Source organism: Ferrimonas balearica DSM 9799 (genome assembly GCF_000148645.1).
In the GTDB taxonomy this organism is placed as follows: domain Bacteria; phylum Pseudomonadota; class Gammaproteobacteria; order Enterobacterales; family Shewanellaceae; genus Ferrimonas; species Ferrimonas balearica.
In genome coordinates, this window is record NC_014541.1 from 767,620 (window position 1) to 788,914 (window position 21,295).

The window sequence follows — 21,295 nt, forward strand, 5'->3', positions numbered from 1 at the left end:
CCTGACGCGGCTATCGTATAATGGCCATTACCCAAGCTTCCCAAGCTTGTGATGTGGGTTCGATTCCCACTAGCCGCTCCAGATTCGCAAAAAAAACCGACTCAACAGAGTCGGTTTTTTTGTGCCTGTGGCCAGCCCCTCAGTAGTGCCAGGGGAACTTACCAAACTCCTTCGGACGCTTCTCCAGGAAGGCGTCACGGCCCTCCTGAGCCTCCTCGGTGCCGTAGGCCAGGCGGGTGGCTTCGCCGGCAAACAGCTGCTGGCCGACCAGGCCATCGTCCGGCAGGTTGAAGCCGTACTTCAGCATTCGCATGGCGGTGGGGGACTTGGAGTTGATCGCCGCACCCCAGCGCAGGGCTTCCTCTTCCAGCTCAAAGTGGGGCACCACTTTGTTGACCATGCCCATCTCAAACGCTTCCTGTGCACTGTAATCAAAGCCGCAGAAGAAGATTTCGCGGGCGCGCTTCTGGCCAATCATCTTGGCCAGGTAGGCGGAGCCGTAGCCGGAGTCAAAGCTGGCCACGTCCGGGTCGGTCTGTTTGAACACCGCGTGCTCTTGCGAAGCCAGGGTCAGATCGCACACCACGTGCAGGCTGTGGCCGCCGCCAACCGCCCAACCGGGCACCAGCGCAATCACCACTTTGGGCATAAAGCGGATCAGGCGCTGCACTTCAAGGATGTGCAGGCGACCCATACGGGCCAGATCCGCGGTACCGGCTTCGGCGCCTTCGTATTTGTAGCCATCCTTGCCACGGATGCGCTGGTCGCCGCCGGAGGAGAAGGACCACTGGCCCTTTTGCGACGGACCGTTGCCGGTGATCAGCACACAGCCAACGTCAGACCACTGACGAGCGTGGTCGAGGGCGGTGAACAGCTCATCCACGGTCTTGGGGCGGAATGCGTTGAGGCAATCCGGGCGGTTAAAGGCGATGCGCACGGTACCCTGGTCTTTGGCACGGTGGTAGGTGATGTCTTCGAAGTCGAAACCCGGGACCTGGTCCCACAGATCAGGATTGAAGATGTGGCGCTTGGTGTCAGTCATGATTCCAGCCAATGGCAGTTAGGATGCCCAAAAGGCTAGGGAGTTGGCGGTTTGGCGTCAACACTGCCGAATGGGTATCGGGCGCTGGATCGTACCGTTGACCGGTCAGGAACTGTCTTTTGACCAGACAGTTACAGTACTATGACAGCCTGAGTGAACCGGGGTGTTGCTATGGCATCCGGAGAATCATTAAAGCGGTACTACAGGGGAAGTGCATGTTCGAACGGTGGGTAGTCAAACCGCTGGAGCGGGTTAAGATCCGCACCAAATTGGTGGGCGTCTTTATCTTTGGGATGGGGCTGATTGGCGGCGCCTTTGCCCTGATGCTGGTGGCCCAGATGCAGGTGGCCAGCCATTTTCAGGCAGAGATGGCCGCGCAAAAAGCCGCACAGAACGGCGTCTACGCCCTCAATAACGGCTTTAAGACTCAGGTGCAGGAGTGGAAGAACCTGCTGCTTCGGGGTCGGGTCCCCACCGATTACTGGCGCAAGGTGGAGGTCCACCAGGCTCAGCTGCAGGGTGATGCCGACAAACTGGCGCAGGAGTTGACGGCACTGGGAATGAACACTGAAGCCAGTGAGATTGCCCGTTTCCGGCGTGACCATGCCGCCCTGTTTGCCGGATACCAACGCGGCGCCCAGGCCCTGGCTGAGGGCGCGGCGCTGACCGAGGTGGATGCCAGTGTGCGCGGCCTGGATCGGGCCCCGACTCAGGCACTGTTGAGCCTGGCTGAGGCGATGGAGGCCAAGCGCGAGGCTAACCTGGCGGCGGTGGCTGTGGCGGTGAAAGAGACGCTGTTGGTGGGGGGCTCGGTGATCGGTGTCCTGATGGTGCTGTTTGTCTGGGGCGGGCGCACCCTGGCCATGCGTGCTGTGGTGCTGCCCACAGAACAGATCCGTCGTTTCCTGGGGCGCCTCGCCGAAGGGGACTTCCGTACCACCCTGACCCTGGATCGGGGCGATGAGATGGGCGATCTGGCCCGTCATGCCAATGCCCTGCAGCAGCAACTCAGTAGCCTGCTGAAGTCGGTCGAACACAGTGGCCATGCGGTCAGCCTGGCCTGTGAAGAGCTGGAGCGGGTTGGTGAGCAGAACGTGGCGCGGGCGCAGATCCAGCGGGATCAGACTCACCAGGTGGCGTCCGCCATGTCACAGATGACCACGTCGGTGGTGGAGGTGGCCCGCCATGCTCAGCACGCTGCTGACCAGGTGGCCCTGTCGGACCAGAAGTCCAGTGACGGTCAGGCGATCCTCAACCAGACCATCGGCGATCTGGAGACGCTGGATCAGACCCTGAATCAGGCTGGAGAGGCGGTGTCGCGTCTGGCCAGTGAGAGCCTGGAGATTGGTGGCATTCTGGATGTGATCCGCAACATTGCCGACCAGACCAACCTGTTGGCATTGAACGCCGCCATTGAAGCGGCCCGGGCGGGTGAACAGGGCCGGGGCTTTGCCGTGGTGGCGGACGAGGTACGCAGCCTGTCGCTTCGGACTCAGGAGGCCACCGGTGAGATCCAGCAGATGATCGATAAATTGCAGGCGGGCGCCCAGGATGCAGTGGACGCCATGGGCGCCGGCCAGGCGGGCAGTCAGCGTGGCCTGAATCAGACCCGGGAAGCGGGCCAGACCCTGGCGGAGATCAGTCAGCAACTGAGTGAACTCAATGGCATGAACGCCCAGATCGCCACTGCAGCGGAAGAGCAGAGCAAGGTGTCTGAGGAGATCAACCACGCGGTGGGCCAGATCCGTGAACTGGGTGACCAGGTGGCGGACGATGCCAAGACCGGACAGGCTGTGGCCAGCGGCCTGCACGACAACGCTGAGCGTCTGGAATCCCAGCTGCGGCGTTTCCAGCTGGCTTAAACGCGGGCGTTCAGCAGCGCCTGCAACAGGGGACGGTCGGCTGGCGCCAGACCGTCCATCGCCACCTGCTCTGGCTGGCACCACTGGATGGCATCGTGGCTGTCGGTCAGGGTGATGTTCTGTGGCGTCCAGTAGCAGCAATAGCCGTACAGGCGCACCACCTTATCGCCGTAGTCATGGGTGTGGGTGGCGATGTGCGCCTGCACGGACACCTCAATTCCCAACTCCTCCTCAAGCTCGCGCTCAAGCGCGTGCTGATGACTTTCACCCTGTTCAATTTTGCCGCCGGGAAACTCCCACCAGCCGGATTGATCGCGGTCAGGGTGGCGGCGGGCGATCAGCAGCTGGTCCTGGTGCATCAGCAGGGCAGCCACCACCTCAATCGGTTTTGCGGACATCGTTAAACTCACGGACGTTTGTAAATAGTCACTAATATTCTGAGCCAGCCGGGGTATTTGGAGAATGTTGCGATTTGGTTGCGTCATTCTGTCCCGGCATCGGGCATGGCGGGGATTTTATCCCGATATTGTGTCGTTTTAACCCCTTGGATCGAGTTGAAGCTTTGACACAAGACTGTCATGTTGAGCTCAACCCGGGTGGTTGCACCCGGTACCGACCCAACCAGTCTGGTCGGGTTGTGGGGGACCTGATACCCGGCTTCGGCCGGGTTTTTTTTGCCTCAAAACCAACAACGGCGCGTCCAGAGACGCGCCGTTGCTGTTTCACCGGGCCTGCTTATTTACTGGCAGACTGGTGGGCTTTCGGATAGGGGTGAGCGACACCGCGGTGGCAATCCACACAGGTCTTGCGCTCATCTTCCGGTTTCGCGTAGTTGCGCTCGTGCATGCGACGGGCGATCGGCTTCATGGACTCCGGCGGGTTCTCAATCACGTGGTTGTGACAGTTGCGGCAAGTGGAGGAGTCGATCTTACGCAGGTATTCCAGAGCCAGGTCTGCCTGCTCGCGACGGTTGGCATCGAGCCATTCCTGGGTGTTGAAGCCATCGATGGTCAGGTAGCCCCAGATGTCCTTGGACACGATGATCTTCTTCATCAGGTAGTTCAGGGGTTCCTGAGCGATGTGACATTGCTGACACTGAACCACCATACCAGCACGGTTGTTACCGTGGGCAGAAGCCAGAACTTCATCCTTGAGAGAATGACGGCTGTGGCAGGTCATACAGAACTCATCGGTGCTGGTGGCGTGCAGAGTCTGCTGGGTGACAAAGTAGCCAGCGACACCAACGATGATGCCCACAGCAATGAGAGTAAAAACGGAGTATTTGACGCTGGGTTTAAACAGGTTTCGCCAGTTCATAGTTACCTCGAGGGATTGTTTTGCCAGACTGGATCCGCACTCTCGATAGAGACAATTGTAGTTCCAGCTGATGCATTCCCTGTTTCTATACTTTTATCCTGCGCAAGAGGATAACGGTTATGACTCATACCTACAAACTCATTGAATTGACCGGTTCGTCCACGGTGGGCACCGATGACGCCATAAAAAACGCCATTGCCACGGCATCCCAGTCGCTGCACCGGCTGCGTTGGTTTGAGGTGGTGGAGACCCGAGGCCACATTGAAGCGGGGCAGGTGGCACATTGGCAGGTCACCATCAAAGTGGGGTTTACCCTGGACGAGTGATCAGGCGTCCCGGGGCAATCCTTTCTCCACCACCCGGATAAGGCGCTGCTGCTGGCGATTGGCGACGGGGTCCTGGCTGGCTTTGTCCGCCTGTTGCGCCAGCGCCCAGTGGATGTGTTCATCCACCATCTCGTCCACCCGCCCCAAGCCTGCTTTCAGTGCCGCCACGGTAGCGTCGCTGTGGGGCGCGTTGCCCAGTGCCACCGCCAGGTTACGCTGCCAGCGTCGATAGCCGATGCGGCGGATGGGGGAGCCCTCGGTGGCTTTGAGGAAGTGGGCCTCGTCCCACTGCCACAAGGTCAGCAGGTCGGGTTGTTGCAGGTCCGGCCGGGTATGGAAGTCCGCTTCCCGGGTCAGTGGGGCGACGCGGTTCCAGGGGCACACCAGCTGGCAATCGTCACAGCCATAGATGCGATTGCCCATGGGGGCACGTAACGGCTCCGGGATCGGCCCGTCCAGCTCAATGGTGAGGTAGGAGATGCAACGGCGGCCATCAACCACATAGGGTTCGACGATGGCGCCGGTGGGGCAACTGGTGATGCAGGCGGTGCAGTGGCCACAGTCGCCCTGGTGGGGCTGGTCCACCGGCAGCGGCAGGTTGATCAGTAACTCGCCCAGGAAAAACCAGCTTCCCGCCTTGCGATTCAATAGTAGTGAGTGTTTGCCAACCCAGCCCAGCCCGGCATTACGGGCCAGAGGCCGCTCCAACAGGGGGGCGGAATCGACAAAGGGGCGAAACGCCAGTTCCGGCAGTTCGGCGTGGATGCGCTGACCCAGCTGCTTCAGGCGGTTGCGCATCAGTTTGTGGTAATCACGCCCCCCGGCATAGCGCGAGATATAGCCCTTCTCCGGCGCTTTGAGGGTTTGGGCAAAGCCGGCGTCGGGCGGCAGGTAATCCAGTGCCACGCTGATCACCCGCAAGGTGCCGGGGTGTAACTCATCGGGACGCACCCGCATCTGGCCATGGCGGGCCATGTAATCCATCTCACCGTGGTAGTGGTTATCGAGCCAGCGCTGCAGGTGGGGCCACTCGGCCTGCAGATCGACATCGGCGATGCCGACGGCACAGAAGCCCATCTCCAGGGCGAGGGATTTAATGTGGGCCGCAATGGCGGCCCAGTCGGGGTTGGTCACGCTCATGGGCGCAAGGGTAGCACTGCCGCTGTCACGGCCCCATCACTTTTTCAGTTGCAGGTCGCCGCTGACGGTGTTGAGTCGCACCCGCGCCTGGCCCTGGCCGAGGCGGAGATCGAGGTTTTCATTACTGACGTAGCGTCCGCGGCTGGGTTCGTCGTCGCTCCAGCCATTGCGGATGCTGCCCCCCGGGCCGGTATCGGCGGTGACCTGGGCATCAATGGCGCCCTGATGACGCAGGCTGATGTCGCCACTGACGGTTTCCAGGGCGATCTCACCGCCGCTGTCCAGCTGGGCCAGTTCGATGGTGAGCTCGCCGCTGACGGTACCGCCCCGAAGCTGGTCGATGTTGCTCAGGCGGGCATCGATATCGCCGGAGACGCTCTCCAGGTTGACCTGGCTGGCGTCACTTTTCAGGTTGATGTCGCCGCTGACGGTGTGAACCCGCAGAGCGCTGCCGCTGAGGTTGCCCTCCACGTCACCGCTGACCGTCTCCAGGTTGGCTTCGCCGGTCAGGTTGCGTGCTTCGATGTCGCCGCTGACGGTCTCAATCTGGCTGCGCCCCTGGATGCTATTCAGCATAAAGTCACCACTGACGCTCTCCATCCGGATTTCACCCAGCTCATTGGCCTCGGTGTCGGCGCTGATGGTGCTGTACTGCAGTGCGTTGTTACGGGGGTAGCGAATGGTCAGCCTGGCACCGCGATCGCCGCTGCCGTCCCATTGCTTTTCCATGGAGGAGGGCAGGCGCAGGATCACCACCACCTCATCGCCACGGGTGGCAAACTCAAAGGACTCGGTGTCTTCATCCAGGCTGCCCTGAACCGACACCTGGCCGTCGTCGCTGGCCATCAGGGTGACTTCACCCCGGGGGATCTCAACCCGCAGGCGCTGATCCGGTTGGATCGGCTCACTGCGGTCAATGGATTCGGCCGCCATCAGCGGGGCGATGAGCGCGATGCTCAGCGCGATACCGGTGAGAAATCGTTTCATCCTTATCTTCCTTACAGTTGTTGCAGCCGACGATGTTGCTGCTGTTGTTGTTCAATCAGGTCCAGCTCTTTCTGCTGCACCCACAGCCACAGTTCTAACAGGGCCGGGTTAAAGGGGTCCTGGCGCAGTGCCTGCAACAGCTCCTGACTGGCCTGTTTCAGGGTTTGCTCACCCTCACTGGATTTGCCCTCCTGCTCGCCGACCTGGAAAAAGGGTTGGCGGGCATTGGCCAGTCGGGCCTCATGCTGACGGGCCATCACCTCCAGCATTGCCACCATCGCCTGCGGGTCCTGGCCCGGCTTGTGGCCAACCCAGTAGCCGCCTCCCAGCCCCAGAAGGGTGCCGAGCAGCAGAGGCGTCAGCCAGCCGGCGACCCGCTGCCAGGTGGGTTTGGGCTCAGAGCGGGGGCGATCCAAGCCGCGTTCAATGCCGGGCCAGAGGTCGCGCTGGACCGGCAGCTCATCACTGAGATTGCGGGCCAGCGATTCAATGGGGTCGTGGCTCATGACAGCATCTCCTTAAGCAGTTCGCGGGCACGGTGATATTGCGCTTTGCTGGTGCCCGTGCGGATCTTCAACAGGGTGGCGATCTCGTTGTGCTGGTAGCCCTCGATGGCATACAGCACAAACACCTGGCGGGCCCGCGTGGGCAGGCGCGGCAGCAAACGGTCGAGTCCTTCAAGGTTGGGGTCGGCCTGGGCGGGCTCCTCGACGCCATCCAGTGGCAGTACCTTCTGCCACCAAGGCTGTTTCTGTTGCTCATTCAGCACCAGATTGACCGTCAGCCGATGCAGCCAGGTGGTAAAGCTGGACTCAAACCGGAACTGAGGCAGCTTCTGCCAGACCCGGATATACACCTCCTGCACCGCATCTTCCGCCTTGGCCGGGTGGCCCAGCAGGCGCAGGCACAATGCATAGGTGCGTCGGTGGTGGCGCTGGTACACGCGGGAAAAGGCGTTGCGATCCCCCTGTTGGGCACGGTGCAGTTCGGCCTGTTCGATCTCGTTGGGTGGGTCCGTTGGCGCCAGCACGGTGGGCTCCTTTCTCGGTGGCATGTCATCTTTGACAAAGTGAGGGCAACAAAGGGTTTACATCACCATGAAAAAAAACTGAACACCAGTTAAATGGCGCCGAAATTTCGGTCAAAGAGTGACCGTTCTCCCAGAAAATGGCGGTGGCCTTTGGCATCCTTCCCGGCTCGCTTTTTTGATGTACCAGACGGCCAGGGACTGCAGCCATGAAATCCATTCGAGCCACGATATTGACGGGGTTTACCCTGTTGGTCCTTCTGACCAACGGACTCGGATTGCTGGGTTCCTATCTGGTCGCCAAAGAGGAGCAGCAAGCCCTTGTCGATGCCTCGCTGGCACAACGTGCCCGGGTGATGCTGCGACTGATGGAAGAGTACCCCTCGGTGGGGGACAAAAACCTGGTGGACTGGGCGGTGGCGGCGTTGGTTCGGCTGGGCATGGATCAGGAGCCGGACTGGGCCCTGAGCGATGCCACCATGGAGGGCAACCAGACCATGTGGGTGCAGGTCTGGATCAATGGCCGTTGCTATGCGCCTTTCGATGATGCCCTGTGCGATCCCGACAACAGCCTGACCCTCTACGACAGCGGCTTTGGCACTCAAGCCTTCGCCGGTGAAACCTGGCGGACCTTCTCGGTTTACTCGGTCCATCAGAACGCCTGGGTGCAGACCGCGTTCCCCAAATCCATCGCCAGTGATCTGCTGGCCCAGCGCATGCGTGAAGCCTGGGGCATGCAGATGCTGATCCTGACGCCACTGACGCTGCTGTTCTCGGCATTGATTGTTGCCATGGCGCTGCGCCCCCTGCGTGACCTGGCCGGAAAGGTCAGCGATGACAAGGAAACCCTGCCCAGCCCGGAAAGTGTGAATTCGGAACTGAAGCCCATCGTCACGGAACTGCGTGCCCTGCGTCAGCGCGCGGTGGAGATGCGTCAGCAGCAAACCCGGCTCGGTAACCTGATGGCCCAACGTTGTCAGGCTCAGGTGGACGGGGTCACCATGGCGATCTCCGAAGGCCCGATGGGGCAACGCCGGGCCCGTTTCCATCTGGAAAAGCTGGAACGTCAGCTGTTGCAGGCGCGCTTATGGCTGTTACTCTCCCGCCCCGGTGAACCGGAAGCCCATCAGTTGGACCTGTACCGCAAAGCGTCACTGAGCGTGGCCCGCCATTATGGTCTGGCCCGGCGGCGTGGCAGCCGACTGGTGCTGCGCGGCATGGACCGGGGGTTGCTGGTGCGGATACCGGAAGTGGCAGCGCGAGCGCTGTTGGACGCGCTGATCGATAATGCGCTGCGGTTTTCCCCACCGGACAGTGAAGTGCTGGTCAGCCTGCGCCGTGGCAGTGATGGTCGCGCCTGGTTGACGGTATCGGATTCCGGCCCGGGCCTGACGCCTCAGCAGTGGGCGCAAGCGCCGGACCTCAGTCAGGCGGAAGCCTGGTATCGGACCGGTTTGGGGCTGGGAATTGTCAGTACGGTGGCAAACCGATTCGGCGTTCAGGTTGAGCTGGGGCGCAGCGAACTCTATGGCGGTGCCAAGTTCCGGCTCGGGTTCGTGGTGGAGCCGCAGGCACAATACGAGAGTACGGCAACCCAGGCCGAGGCTGAGGCTTTTGCTACCGCGCCGTCTCAGTCTGAACCGGTGATCTAACGCCGTTATACCGCTCACGTTGGCGAACGCCCCCTGCGCTTCCCCCGTCGCCATCAATGGGGTGGCCAGTTGGGCGTCAGTGTGCCATCGTCGTCCTTGAGTCATTGGCGGGTCTCGTCGCTTATCCTTGTTATGCTTACGATTGAGCGCGGACCCGCAATCCAGTCGGGTGCGTTGCGCACCCCGTAACAACCGCAGAGGAAACCCCATGCAACCGGTGTTTTTTGCCCTGATGTCCCGCATGCAGAATGTGCATCGCTGGGGCAAGTCCAATCCGACCCGGGCTGAGAATGTGGCGGAGCACAGTTTCCAGGTGGCAATGTTTGCCCATTGCCTGGGCCTGATCCGCAATGAAGTCTTTACCGACGCCCCCAAAGTGGACCAGAACCATCTGGCGGTGGTGGCGATGTTCCATGATGCCGCCGAAGTGGTGACTGAAGACGTCAACAGCGGCATCAAGTACGGTGACCCGCGAATGCTGGAACTGTGCCGGGAGATGGAGTCGATCGCCTCCCATATGCTGATTGGCACTCTGCCGAAGAACCTGCAATCCCACTATGCGCCGTTGATTCTGCATGGCGAAGACAAGGAGACCGCCCGTTTTGTCAAAGCGGCGGACCTGCTGTCGGCGTACACCAAGGCTCTGGTGGAGCTGCGGGCCGGCAATAAGGAGTTTGAGGGAACTGAGCGCAAGGTGATGGCCGCACTGCAGCCCTACCGTGATGAGATGCCTGAGGTGGAGTGGTTCCTGACTCACCTGGTACCGGCGTTCCAGATGACCATTGACGATCTGGTGGAAGCGGCGTTCGCTCAGCCCCAGTGAGTGGGGATCGGGTTCTGTGATCCCGATCCTGCCTGACAGGCTGACATCTGGTTAAAAATCGAATAGCTTTGTCATACTCAATCGGTATCTTTGAAGGCCAGTATGAACAAGCTTCCCAGCCTGAAAAACCTCTACTACCTGGTGCAGCTGCATCGGGAGCAGAACTTTAACCGCGCCGCCAAGGCCTGCCACGTCAGCCAGTCCACCCTCTCGTCCGGTATCCAGAACCTGGAAGAGCAGCTGGGTGGCCAGTTGATTGAGCGTGACCATAAATCCTTTATGTTCACCGCGCTGGGCGAAGATGTGGTGACCCGGGCCCGCAATCTGCTGGCGGAGGTCCAGGAGATGACCGATCTGGCCCGCAGTGCTGGTGAACCGATGGCCGGCACCATTCGTCTCGGCTGTATCCCAACTATCGCCCCGTTCCTGTTGAACCGCGTGGTCAAGGAAGCGGGCAAGCAGTTCCCCAGCCTCTCCCTGCTGCTGCGGGAAGACACCACTGAAAACCTGATTGCGGCGCTGGGCAATGGCGAGCTGGATCTGCTGTTGCTGGCTCTGCCGGTGGACACCAGCGGTTTCCACAGCATGAAGGTGGGTCAGGACCCGTTTAAGATGGTGGGCCACCCGGAACAGATGGCAATGGGCGAAGTGAAGTACGAGTCCCTGCCGGACCACAGTATCTTCCTGCTGCAGCGTGAGCACTGCATTACCGGCCACGCCATCAGTGCCTGTGAGATGAAGAACAGCACCAAGGTGAACCCGTTTGCGGCAACCAGCCTGCACACTCTGGTGCAGATGGTGGATTCCAAGTTGGGCACCACCTTCCTGCCGCAGATGGCGATCGATTCCGGCATTCTTAACGGCACTGAGCTGGAGATCTACCAGCCGCCGGGTGAAGCACCGTATCGGGATATCGGCCTGGTGTGGCGTCAGACCTCAAGCCGTCTGCGTACCTTCAGGACGTTGGGGCAGATGATTCAGGGATTGCTGCCGGCAGCGTCAGAGTGATGGCGTAAACCTCCACCTCCTGCTGCTTCCCTTTCAGGCGCATGGGTCCGAGGGCTTCGATATCGAACTCCTCGGACTCGCTCACCATGGCGCGAACCCGTCCGGAGATCAGCAGATCCCGCTTCAGCGGTCCGCACTGATCCTGCAGACGAGCCAGAGTATTGAGGACGTCAGAGAAGTAACTGATCTCCTGCTTATCCACCCCCACCACGGCCGCCATCACCTTGCCACCGTGCAGTGCGCCCTTAAAGCGCGGCAGAAAACCGTACTGCTCAATAAAGTAGTGACGGTTCCACTCCAGATTCTGAACAAAGTCGAAGTACAGCCCCAGTGAGCGGGTTTGGTCCTGGCCCGGTTTGATCTTCCAGCTGACGATCACCGCATCGCCGATATAGCGATAGATCTCACCTCCATGACGCTGCACGGTGCCGGAGAGCAGATCAAAGCAATCCTGCACCAGGCGGCTGAAGCGGTAGTCACCCAGCGCTTCCGCATGGGGGGTGGAGCCCACCATATCGAGGAACAGGAACAGTCGCTCCTCCTGGCGCGGGCGGTGGTATTTGCCCAGCCCCATATTGACCAGGTTGCGACGGCCTACCAGCAGGATCATCTGCTCCAGGAAGGCCAGCCACAGTCGCACCAGCACCAGGTACACCACCAGGATCTGGGTCGAGGCGGAGTTGAGGATGGACTGGGTCAGCTGTTCATAACGCAGGTCGAGATTGGGATCCGGTGCCCAGGTGTTGAGCCAGAGGGTGATTTTGATCAGCACCAGGGCGCCGATCATCAGGAACATCCCCTTAAACAGCACCACCATCAGGTAGCTCATGCGACGGATCGGGCTGACCGAGGTAATCAGGTTGGAGAGCCAGTGCAGACAGCCAAGAATGGTACCAAGGTAGATCGACAGGGTGGTCATATCCGCACCCGTTACCGCCCAGTCCGGAGCAACCGGGCTGAGGGCATAGCGGAAGATGACAAATGCGGCCATCGCCAGGGTCCAGGCGATTACCGCGAACAGAAGTTTTTGTAGCTCTTGGCCTGCTTGCAAGATTCGTTACTGCGCAAAAGTCGATAAAACGGGGACGAGATGTACCGCCCAAACGGTACAGGGCGCAGATTGTAATCAATATCCAGAACCGCCTCCAGTGATCTCGAACAAAAATCGGTGGGGTTCAGTGTGAGGGATCACAAGTAATGCTGGGCCAGCAATTCGGCGGTAAAGCGGCTGCGCAGATAAAAACCACGGGGCAGAGTCTGGATCTTGTGGCCGTCGGGACCAATGGCTTCGGTCAGTACACGACGATTGGCCGCCTTGGGACGCAATTGAAGAATCTCGCCCTGGTGAGCGGTGATCTGCTCCACCTGGCCAAGCGCCACCTGTTCCATCAGCTCTTCCCAGTCCCGCCGCAGGGTGGCTTCCTGATCCGGGTCCGGTTGCCACAGCAGCGGCATGCCGACTCGTCGTTCCGCTACCGGAATGGTGCGGCTGCCCTCCACCGGGATCCACAACACTCGGCTGAGTTTGTGGCACACCACGGAGTCCTGCCAGCGCAGACCGCGCAGGTCGGTCAGTGGGCAGACACAGATGTAGGTGGATTCGAGGGGTTTGCCCTGCTCATCGATCGGCAGACTTTTCAGTTCAACGCCAAGGTGGGGAAAGTCGGGTTCCGGCCGTGAGCCAGCGGAAGCACCGAGCCACAACTCCAGTAACTGGCCGCCCCAGCCTTTGTGGCGTTTCAGGTCCGCCGGTACGGTAACGCCGAGTTGTGCGGCGATCTCGCCCAGGGTGAGCCCGGCCATGGCGTAGGCACGATCCATCAGTTGGTCGAGAGATTGGGGGGAGGAGTGAGGCATCCCGCCAGTCTACCCGAAGCGGATCGAGTAGGGCCATAACGTGCTGAGCAAAAAAAGCGCAAACGCGACAATGGCAAGTTATCTACAGCGGTGTATCGCACCTAAGTGCATGATCAATCAGATCAAAATATTATTTAGTGTGCACAGTCGAAGCATTGAGCCGGATTTATCCTTGGGATCCAATGGAATTACCAACAGGGTTATGCACAGGTTGGTGGGATAACTTGGTGTTTGGGGGGCTTATCAGAGATCGTTGCCCCTTACAATCCCCAATATTTGCCTTGTTCTGTGGACAAAAACGACGGAAAAGTCGGCGATATGAATTTGTTCCTCCGGTTGGGCGATCTTTAAGCGATCTGTCGCTTTTTCCCTTGGGGATGAATTTAGAATGTTTCTAAGTCATTGAAAGTAAATGGTGTCGTTACGTTCCGGCCAAGATCGTACCTGATGCTTTTTAGCGCTATTCGCTGGATATCTCTGCAAATACCAAAGTTACAAACACCGTTATCCACAGAGTTGGTGGATATCTTCTGTTTATAACTGGCCGTCACACCCTGAGATGCTGCTGTTTGCCGCCGCCTACCCTTTGTGGAACAATCGCAATAAGTTAGGAATTCAACCGGATGAACGCGTGATCGACAACGATGGCTTCCGTGCCAATGTCGGGATCATCATCTGTAATCGTCAAGGTCAGGTGCTTTGGGCCAGACGATTCGGCCAGCACTCTTGGCAGTTCCCTCAGGGGGGTGTCAATGAGGGCGAGAGTCCGGAACAGACGATGTTTCGTGAGCTCTATGAAGAGGTAGGGCTAAAGAAAGAAGATGTACGGATCCTGGCGCGCAGCCGCAGTTGGTTGCGCTATCGCTTGCCCAAGCGCCTGGTCCGTCAGGACAGTAAGCCTCTGTGCATTGGCCAGAAGCAGAAATGGTTTCTGCTGCAACTCACGGCCAAGGAGTCGCAGATCAATCTGTCGGCCTGTGGCCGCCCAGAATTTGATGACTGGCGTTGGGTCAGCTATTGGTATCCGGTGCGCCAGGTGGTGTCGTTTAAGCGCGATGTCTACCGCAAGGTGATGAAAGAGTTTGCTCCTGTGGTGCTGCCGATGCAGGCTGGGGAGAAACAGCAGGAACGTTCCAATCAACCCCGCCATCGGCGTCGGCGTCGGAAAAGATGATCAGTACTCTGCGACACATAGTGCAGCGGGTGTCGCAGGCCAATACTGTCGAGCAGGCAATGGCAGAGTTGGTCCAGTTGACCCGCAATGCCATGGACACCGATTGTTGCTCCCTCTATCTGGTGGAGTCTGACTCCCTGTTGCTCTCCGCCACCGAAGGGCTCTCCGTCAGTGCCGTTGGCCACTCCCGTCTGGCCTGGGGCGAGGGCATAGTCGGCCTGGTGGCCCAGCGGGAAGAACCGATCAATCTGGCGGATGCGCCCAGCCATAAAGCCTTCAAATTATTGCCCGAGGTCCAGGAAGAAGCCTTCCGGGCCTTTTTGGCTGTGCCTGTCATTCACCGCCGCGAAGCGCTGGGTGTCCTGGTGGTGCAGCAGAAGATCGCTCGCCAGTTCTCCGAAGAGGAGGAGTCGTTCCTGGTGACGCTGGCATCACAGCTGGCCCCACAACTGCGTGAGCGGGCGCTGAACCGCGATCAGGATCCACAATCCTGGATCTTCCCCGGCCTGGTGGCCGCCGAAGGGATCGCGATTGCGCCGGCTCGTCTGGCCCGACCCAAGCTTGATCTGGTTCAGCCGGCGATTGAAACGGATGATCCGGAGCGGGAGTGGCAGCGTCTGGACCAGGCCCTGCTGGTGACCAGCGAGGAGCTGGCGGAGCTGGGGGGACGCCTCAGTGATGAGGTGGCGTCAGAATTGGGGCTGCTGTTTGACTGTTATCAGGCCCTGCTGGCTGACCCTCAGTTAAGGCAATCGCTTCAGGCCTGTGTCGCCGAAGGCTGGATGGCGGAAACCGCGGTCTCCAAGGTGGTCTGTCAGTACGTGGGCCAGTTTGAGTCCATGGGCGATGAGTATTTTCGTGAACGGGCCGCCGACATCCGTGAACTGGGCCAGCGCCTGCTTGACCAGTTAGCCCGTCCGGGCCTCGCCTCCTCGGCGCCTGAGCAGCCGGTGATTCTGGTGGCGAAGGAGATCACAGCGCCGATGCTGGCGGAGATCCCACGGGATAAACTGGCCGGCATCATCAGCATGAAAGGCGGGGTGAACTCTCACGCCGCCATTCTGGCTCGCGCCATGGGCCTGCCAGCGCTGGTGGCGGTCGAAGGGGTCCGAATCGAGGACCTGGCCGACAAAACCCTGGTAGTGGATGGCCTGGAGGGGCGGCTTTGGATCGACCCCACCGACGAAGTGGTGCGGGCGTTTCGTTCGCTGGAACGGGGCCTGGAAGCGCGCTCAGAGCGATTCCGTCGCCAGTTGGCACGGCCCTGCATCAGCGCCGATGGCGAAGCGGTGACACTGCTGCTCAATGCCGGCCTGGCCACCGAGGAGCGGGTGCTGTGCAAACCCGGCATCAGTGGGGTGGGCCTGTATCGTACCGAAGCGCTGTTTATGGCGTTTAATCAGTTCCCCACCGAACAGCAGCAGGAGCGGGTGTATCGCCGTCTGCTCAGTGGCGCCGAGGGCAAGTCGGTTACCGTGCGCACGTTGGATGTGGGTGGCGACAAGCCGCTGCCCTATCTGCCCATCCGTGAAGACAATCCCTTTTTGGGCTGGCGGGGGGTACGCCTGTCGCTGGACCATCCGGACCTGTTCCTGTCCCAGATCCGTGCCCTGCTGCGGGCCAGCCAGGGCTACGATAATCTCAAAATCATGGTGCCCATGGTGTCGCGGCTGGATGAGATCCAAAGCTGCCGCCGCCTGCTCGAACAGGCGGTTGCCGAGCTGTCGGAAGAGTGGGGCAGGGCGGTGATACCACCGCCGTTGGGGATTATGGTGGAGGTGCCGGCGGCGCTGTTCCAGTTGGGTAACTGGTGGCCGTGGCTTGATTTCGCCTCAGTGGGCAGTAACGACCTGACCCAATACCTGCTGGCGGTGGACCGCAATAACGCTCAGGTCAGTGCCAGTTTCGACAGCTTCCACCCCGCTGTGGTGGCAGCACTGGACCAGATCGCCCGTGCCTCGCAGGGACGTGAACTGGGCCTGTGCGGTGAGCTGGCGGGGGAGGTGCTCGGCGCCCTGATGCTGCTGACCCTCGGCTATCGCCAGCTCAGTATGAACACCCAGTCGCTGGGCGCCATTCACTACCTGGTGGAGAATCTCGACCTCTCAGCACTGGCCCCTCTGCGCATGGTGCTGCTGGCGCAACGGGATGGTGAAGCGGTGCGTCACTGCCTGACCGAACACCTGCAGGCAGCCGGGCTGAACGAACTGCTGCCGAAGACTGGCCGATGACATCGAGCCAGCAACTCTCTATTCTAGGGGCCCGTTCGCCCCATCTTGTTAGAACACGAAGGTTTCGACCCCATGTCTGAACAGTTTTTTACCTTTCCCCAGATCGATCCGGTGATCGTTGAACTGGGCCCGCTGGCGCTGCGCTGGTATGGCCTGATGTACCTGCTGGGTTTCCTGGCCGCCATGTGGCTGCTGAACCGACACGCCGATAAGCCCGGCTCCGGCTGGACTCGCGAGCAGGTGTCGGACCTGCTGTTCTACTGCTTCCTCGGGGTGGTGCTGGGTGGCCGCCTGGGTTACGTCCTGTTCTACGGCTGGCAATGGCTGCTGGAGGATCCGCTCTACCTGTTCCGCATCAGTGAAGGGGGGATGTCCTTCCACGGCGGCCTGCTTGGGGTGATCGCCGCCATGGTGTTTATCGCCCATCGCCAGAAGCGCACCTTCTGGCAGGTGGCCGATCTGGTCGCACCGACCGTGCCGATCGGGCTGGGTTTGGGCCGCATCGGTAACTTTATTAATGGCGAGCTGTGGGGCCGCACCACCGACGTGCCCTGGGGCATCGTCTTCCCCAGCGGCGGACCGCTGCCACGTCACCCCTCTCAGCTGTACGAAGCGGTACTGGAAGGACTGGTGCTGTTCCTGGTACTGCAATGGTTTATGAAGCGCACCGACAAGCCGGGCGCGGTGGCGGGGCTGTTCCTGGTGGGGTACGGCATCTCCCGCTTCCTGGTGGAGTTTGTGCGCGAGCCGGACGCCCATATGAGCCTCTACTGGGGCTTCTCCATGGGCCAGTTGCTGACCATTCCCATGCTGATTTTTGGCGCCTACCTGATGGTGCGCCCTGTTGTTAAGGAGACCGCTCGATGAAAGCCTACCTGGACCTGCTGAACCACGTGATGACCAATGGCGTGGACCGGGATGATCGCACCGGTACCGGCACCCGTTCGGTGTTTGGCCACCAGATGCGTTTTGACCTGGGCGAAGGGTTTCCGATGCTCACCACCAAAAAGTTGCACTGGAAGTCCATTGTCCACGAGATGCTGTGGTTCTTAAGCGGTGACACCAATGTCCGTTACCTGCAGGAGAATGGGGTACGCATCTGGAATGAGTGGGCCACCGAGGAGGGGGAACTGGGGCCGGTTTATGGCGTTCAGTGGCGTCACTGGAAAACCCCGGATGGCCAGGAGATTGACCAGATCGCCAAGGTGATTGAGGACCTCAAGGTGCGCCCCAACAGCCGCCGTATCATCGTGTCCGCGTGGAACCCGGCGGATCTGCCGGACGAAACCTGCTCCCCCGCAGCCAATGCAGAAGCCGGTAAGATGGCGCTGGCGCCCTGCCACGCCTTTATCCAGTTCTATGTGGCGAACGGTAAGCTCTCCTGCATGCTGACCCAGCGTTCAGTGGATTGTTTCCTCGGCCTGGCGTTCAACATCCCCAGCTACGCGCTGCTGACCCATATGGTGGCGCAGCAGACCGGTCTGGAGGTGGGGGAATTCATCTGGAGCGGGGGCGACGTGCACATTTACAAGAACCACTTCGAACAGGTGGCCACGCAGCTGCAACGTCAGCCGGGTGCCTTGCCGAAGCTGGAGATCCTGCGCCGTCCGGACAGCATCTTTGACTACCGTTTCGAAGACTTCGCCCTGCACGATTACCAGGCGCAACCTCACATTCCGGCCCCGGTCGCGATCTGATCCCCATCACGAACGCTTCGGGATTTTCGGTCCCAGGCGTTCGTACAAGCGAATTTTTGTCTTGCCTCAGGCCCATTACACTTCCTATTGGTTGGATTAGGAGAAGTGTAATGGGACTGACACTGGACACGTTTTCCCCGCGGACAACTGCCCGCACTCCCATCCTGCTCCGTTGCGGAGGCGGCCCACACGCCGCTTTTTCCACCATTCCGTTGAGCGACTCCGGCGTGGCTTCTCACTCCTCTCCTGTGGTTTCGCCGTCGTTTCATCGGGCATTCCGCCTCAATGCCAGCGCAAGCCGGAAGCGATTCGCCATTTCTCCGGTTGATCTGCATGTTCCAAAATCGGTCAAATGTTATCGCATTGGCTTGCAAAGTGTTGCCCACAAAGCATTTTCTGGAATATTTTTGGGGGTCGCCTATTGCAGAACTATGTAATCCGAACGCATATTGCGGCGCAGCTCGCAAACTCCACAACTTGCGACGTGAACTGGCTCACAATTCGATAATCCCGAACTAAGTCGGCGATAGAAACGAATTTCTCATTGGTTGCGAGGCGACTACACTCATTCTGTTAAATTCGGAGGAGTGTAATGAAGCACGCAATTAAAGACTTCCTGAGCCAGGAGTCGTCCGGCGGTATCATCCTGATGATCGTCGTGGCGGTTGCTATGGCTCTCGCCAATTCACCGCTGGATGCCATGTACGATGCCTTCCTGAACACCCCGGTTCAGGTGCGAGTCGGTGCATTGGACATCGATAAGCCGATGTTGCTTTGGATCAACGACGGCTTAATGGCGTTGTTCTTTATGCTGATTGGTCTGGAAGTGAAGCGTGAGCTGATGCAAGGCGCGCTGTCCAGCCCCAGCAAAGCCGCCCTGCCCAGCTTTGCCGCCATCGGCGGTATGGTTGCACCGGCCCTGGTGTTCCTGGCGTTCAACTTTGACGACACCACCGCTCGCAACGGTTGGGCCATTCCGGCCGCCACCGACATTGCGTTTGCGCTGGGTGTTCTGGCCCTGCTGGGCAGCCGTGTACCGGCCACCCTTAAGGTGTTCCTGCTGGCTCTGGCAATCATTGATGACCTGCTGGCCATCCTGATCATCGCCCTGTTCTACAGCGACTCCCTCTCCACCACCAGCCTCGCGGTTGCCGCCGTCGCCATCATCGGTCTGATGATGCTGAACCGTCGCGGAGTGCGGGACCTGATGCCCTATATGCTGATCGGTCTGGTGTTGTGGGTGGCGGTACTGAAGTCTGGCGTGCATGCCACCCTCGCCGGTGTGGTGCTGGCCTTTACCATCCCGCTGAAAAAGGATGAGCACGGTCACTGCCCGAGTGAGCATCTTGAGCATACCCTGCACCCGTGGAGCACCTTCCTGATCCTGCCGGTGTTTGCCTTTGCCAACGCTGGGGTAAGCCTGGATGGCCTGGGTCTGTCCGACCTGACCTCGCCGCTGCCGATGGGCATCGCCCTGGGCCTGCTGCTGGGTAAACCGCTGGGCATCATGCTGTTCAGCTGGCTGGCTGTGGTGCTGCGTGTTGCCACGCTGCCGGAAGGTCTGCGCTGGATTCACCTGTTCGGTGTGTCGCTGCTGTGCGGTATCGGCTTCACCATGGCGATGTTCGTTGCCTCCCTGGCATTCGAAGCGGGCCTGCTGAACTACGGTGACCTCTCTCGCCTCGGCATCCTGATTGGCTCCGGTCTGGCTGCGGTACTGGGTTACCTGGTGCTGAAGAAGACGCTGCCGGATCCCGCGCGCTCCGCCTGACGGTTCACAACAATAAGATGAGTGAGGGATTATGAAAAAAGCGATTGGTGCCTTCTTGGCATTGGCGATAAGCCCGTCCGTACTGGCCGATGACCTCAACCTGGCGATGTGCCAGGAGGAGCCCAAAAGCCAGACCTGCCTGGCCTACCTGGAGGGTGCCGTAGACGGCGCCCTGGCGTTGGGGGCAATGATGAAGGTTCCGGCGTTGGACACCAGTTCCTACGCTGAGCGGGCACTGAAGTACCGTTCCGGTCGACGTTTCCAGCAGGCCAATAAGGCCTTCTGTGAAAATCGACTGCCGGAGCGGGACCAGATGGTACTGGCACTGGATGAGCTGGTTGAACAGGGTCTGTTGACCAGCCAGGAAGAGCTTCAGCAGGCGTTAGTGGCACTGTTCCACTGCCAGGCGAAGTAATATGGCGCACCTCAACTACAACCACCTGTACTACTTCTGGATGGTGAGAAAGAAAGGCTCGGTGGCGAAAGCCGCCGACGCCCTGTTCCTCACCCCCCAGACGGTTACCGGCCAGATCCGCCAATTGGAGCGGCGTTTGGGTGGCAAGCTGTTCAAACGCCAGGGCCGGGCTTTGGTGGCCTCGGAGTTGGGGGAAGTGGTGTTCCGCTATGCGGATAAGATGTACAGCCTCTCCTACGAGATGCTGGACCTGCTGAACTACACCAAAGACAGCGCCATTCTGTTTGAGGTGGGGATCTCCGACGCATTGTCGAAATCGGTGGCCAGCCGGCTGCTGTTGTCGGTGATGCCCGACGGCGACAACCTCCACCTCAACTGTTACGAGTCCACCGATGAAAATCTGGTGGACCGCCTGTCGCAGCATAAGCTCGATGTGGTGCTTTCCGGCAGTGATGCGGAAAGCCTGAAGCTGCCCGAGATCCTCAGCAAGAAGCTGGGACAGTGTGGCATCAGCTTTATCAGCAAAGCGCCACTGGAGGGGGACTTTCCGGTCAATCTCGGCAAGGCCAAGCTGCTTATCCCGCACCGTAAAACGGCGCTGGGTCAGCAGATGTTGCGCTGGTTCGATGAGATCGGCCTGGAGCCCCGCATCACCGGTGAGTTTGACGACTCAGCGATGATGAAAGCCTTTGGTCACTACACCGACAGTGTGTTTGTGATCCCCTCACTTTACCGCGATGAGATGCTGGCCCAGGGTTTCCACCTGATTGGCGAGACCGAAGAGGTTCAGGAGGAGTACTACGTGATGTTTGCTGAGCGGATGATTCAGCATCCGGCAGTACGTAGCCTGCTCGAGACCGATTTTGGTGAGTTCTTCCGCGGCGAAGAGGCGCCCGCTTTTCCGCTTTAACCTTGCTCATGGGCTGGCCTTGATGGGATGATGGCCAGTCCTGCATAGTGTTTCGC

General features: G+C 59.9%; 21 protein-coding genes and 1 tRNA gene. 13 read left to right on the forward strand and 9 right to left on the reverse strand.

What is annotated here, in order from left to right; all coding sequences use genetic code 11:
- Window positions 1-6: 6 nt before the first annotated feature.
- Window positions 7-81, forward strand: a tRNA-Gly gene (locus FBAL_RS03605).
- A gap of 58 nt (window positions 82-139) precedes the next feature.
- Here the strand turns inward: FBAL_RS03605 and FBAL_RS03610 are convergent.
- On the reverse strand, window positions 140-1,042 hold the full coding sequence (locus FBAL_RS03610) for a 1,4-dihydroxy-2-naphthoyl-CoA synthase (protein ID WP_013344217.1): 903 nt from the start codon (window positions 1,040-1,042) through the stop codon (window positions 140-142).
- 215 nt (window positions 1,043-1,257) lie between these two features.
- Here FBAL_RS03610 and FBAL_RS03615 point away from each other — a divergent pair, with 215 nt between their 5' ends.
- The gene (locus FBAL_RS03615; RefSeq protein WP_013344218.1) at window positions 1,258-2,904 is read left to right on the forward strand and encodes a methyl-accepting chemotaxis protein; all 1,647 of its coding nucleotides are present in this window, start codon (window positions 1,258-1,260) and stop codon (window positions 2,902-2,904) included.
- Here FBAL_RS03615 and FBAL_RS03620 read toward each other — a convergent pair.
- Together FBAL_RS03620 and FBAL_RS03625 are read right to left on the reverse strand one after the other, a co-directional pair.
- Complete coding sequence (locus FBAL_RS03620) at window positions 2,901-3,302, reverse strand: (deoxy)nucleoside triphosphate pyrophosphohydrolase (RefSeq protein ID WP_013344219.1); 402 nt, start codon at window positions 3,300-3,302, stop codon at window positions 2,901-2,903. The genes FBAL_RS03615 and FBAL_RS03620 overlap by 4 nt on opposite strands.
- Before the next feature lie 337 nt (window positions 3,303-3,639).
- On the reverse strand, window positions 3,640-4,221 hold the full coding sequence (locus tag FBAL_RS03625; protein WP_013344220.1) for a NapC/NirT family cytochrome c: 582 nt from the start codon (window positions 4,219-4,221) through the stop codon (window positions 3,640-3,642).
- A gap of 119 nt (window positions 4,222-4,340) precedes the next feature.
- Here FBAL_RS03625 and FBAL_RS03630 point away from each other — a divergent pair, with 119 nt between their 5' ends.
- On the forward strand, window positions 4,341-4,547 hold the full coding sequence (locus FBAL_RS03630; RefSeq protein ID WP_013344221.1) for a dodecin: 207 nt from the start codon (window positions 4,341-4,343) through the stop codon (window positions 4,545-4,547).
- Here the strand turns inward: FBAL_RS03630 and queG are convergent, their stop codons facing one another.
- The 4 genes from queG to FBAL_RS03650 are packed head-to-tail and all read right to left on the reverse strand — an operon-like array spanning window position 4,548 to window position 7,704.
- On the reverse strand, window positions 4,548-5,687 hold the full coding sequence (gene queG, locus FBAL_RS03635; RefSeq protein ID WP_013344222.1) for a tRNA epoxyqueuosine(34) reductase QueG: 1,140 nt from the start codon (window positions 5,685-5,687) through the stop codon (window positions 4,548-4,550).
- 36 nt (window positions 5,688-5,723) lie between these two features.
- Complete coding sequence (locus tag FBAL_RS03640; RefSeq protein ID WP_013344223.1) at window positions 5,724-6,674, reverse strand: DUF4097 family beta strand repeat-containing protein; 951 nt, start codon at window positions 6,672-6,674, stop codon at window positions 5,724-5,726.
- Window positions 6,675-6,685: 11 nt separating this feature from the next.
- On the reverse strand, window positions 6,686-7,180 hold the full coding sequence (locus FBAL_RS03645) for a hypothetical protein (RefSeq protein WP_013344224.1): 495 nt from the start codon (window positions 7,178-7,180) through the stop codon (window positions 6,686-6,688).
- The gene (locus tag FBAL_RS03650) at window positions 7,177-7,704 is read right to left on the reverse strand and encodes an RNA polymerase sigma factor (RefSeq protein WP_013344225.1); all 528 of its coding nucleotides are present in this window, start codon (window positions 7,702-7,704) and stop codon (window positions 7,177-7,179) included. The genes FBAL_RS03645 and FBAL_RS03650 overlap by 4 nt, the downstream gene beginning before the upstream one ends.
- A gap of 206 nt (window positions 7,705-7,910) precedes the next feature.
- On the opposite strand from FBAL_RS03650, the gene FBAL_RS03655 reads away from it, so the two are divergent.
- From FBAL_RS03655 to FBAL_RS03665, 3 genes are all read left to right on the forward strand, one after another.
- Entirely contained in the window at window positions 7,911-9,353 is a 1,443-nt protein-coding gene (locus FBAL_RS03655) for an ATP-binding protein (protein WP_013344226.1), read from the forward strand.
- A gap of 208 nt (window positions 9,354-9,561) precedes the next feature.
- Window positions 9,562-10,176, forward strand: a complete 615-nt coding sequence (gene yfbR / locus FBAL_RS03660) for a 5'-deoxynucleotidase (RefSeq protein ID WP_013344227.1) — start codon at window positions 9,562-9,564, stop codon at window positions 10,174-10,176.
- Between the two features lie 102 nt (window positions 10,177-10,278).
- The gene (locus tag FBAL_RS03665; protein ID WP_013344228.1) at window positions 10,279-11,184 is read left to right on the forward strand and encodes a hydrogen peroxide-inducible genes activator; all 906 of its coding nucleotides are present in this window, start codon (window positions 10,279-10,281) and stop codon (window positions 11,182-11,184) included.
- Here FBAL_RS03665 and FBAL_RS03670 read toward each other — a convergent pair.
- Both FBAL_RS03670 and mutH read right to left on the reverse strand, forming a co-directional pair.
- The gene (locus FBAL_RS03670; protein ID WP_013344229.1) at window positions 11,132-12,175 is read right to left on the reverse strand and encodes an adenylate/guanylate cyclase domain-containing protein; all 1,044 of its coding nucleotides are present in this window, start codon (window positions 12,173-12,175) and stop codon (window positions 11,132-11,134) included. The genes FBAL_RS03665 and FBAL_RS03670 overlap by 53 nt on opposite strands.
- 197 nt (window positions 12,176-12,372) lie before the next feature.
- Window positions 12,373-13,041 carry a DNA mismatch repair endonuclease MutH gene (gene mutH, locus FBAL_RS03675; RefSeq protein WP_013344230.1) on the reverse strand — a complete coding sequence of 223 codons (669 nt, stop codon included), beginning with the start codon at window positions 13,039-13,041 and terminating at the stop codon, window positions 12,373-12,375.
- A gap of 631 nt (window positions 13,042-13,672) precedes the next feature.
- Here mutH and rppH point away from each other — a divergent pair.
- From rppH to nhaR, 7 genes are all read left to right on the forward strand, one after another.
- Window positions 13,673-14,215, forward strand: a complete 543-nt coding sequence (gene rppH / locus FBAL_RS03680) for an RNA pyrophosphohydrolase (protein WP_013344231.1) — start codon at window positions 13,673-13,675, stop codon at window positions 14,213-14,215.
- Window positions 14,212-16,446 carry a phosphoenolpyruvate--protein phosphotransferase gene (ptsP, locus tag FBAL_RS03685; RefSeq protein ID WP_013344232.1) on the forward strand — a complete coding sequence of 745 codons (2,235 nt, stop codon included), beginning with the start codon at window positions 14,212-14,214 and terminating at the stop codon, window positions 16,444-16,446. Before rppH ends, ptsP begins: the two co-directional genes overlap by 4 nt.
- Window positions 16,447-16,518: 72 nt before the next feature.
- Window positions 16,519-17,313, forward strand: coding sequence for a prolipoprotein diacylglyceryl transferase (gene lgt, locus FBAL_RS03690; RefSeq protein WP_013344233.1), 795 nt, complete (start codon window positions 16,519-16,521; stop codon window positions 17,311-17,313).
- Window positions 17,310-18,143 (forward strand): thymidylate synthase, encoded by an 834-nt coding sequence (locus tag FBAL_RS03695; protein WP_013344234.1) that lies wholly within the window; start codon window positions 17,310-17,312, stop codon window positions 18,141-18,143. The genes lgt and FBAL_RS03695 overlap by 4 nt, the downstream gene beginning before the upstream one ends.
- A 592-nt stretch (window positions 18,144-18,735) precedes the next feature.
- The gene (nhaA, locus tag FBAL_RS03700) at window positions 18,736-19,914 is read left to right on the forward strand and encodes a Na+/H+ antiporter NhaA (protein WP_013344235.1); all 1,179 of its coding nucleotides are present in this window, start codon (window positions 18,736-18,738) and stop codon (window positions 19,912-19,914) included.
- 31 nt (window positions 19,915-19,945) lie between these two features.
- Complete coding sequence (locus FBAL_RS20400; protein WP_013344236.1) at window positions 19,946-20,329, forward strand: hypothetical protein; 384 nt, start codon at window positions 19,946-19,948, stop codon at window positions 20,327-20,329.
- Window position 20,330: 1 nt separating this feature from the next.
- The gene (gene nhaR / locus FBAL_RS03710) at window positions 20,331-21,239 is read left to right on the forward strand and encodes a transcriptional activator NhaR (RefSeq protein ID WP_013344237.1); all 909 of its coding nucleotides are present in this window, start codon (window positions 20,331-20,333) and stop codon (window positions 21,237-21,239) included.
- Window positions 21,240-21,295 lie beyond the last annotated feature (56 nt).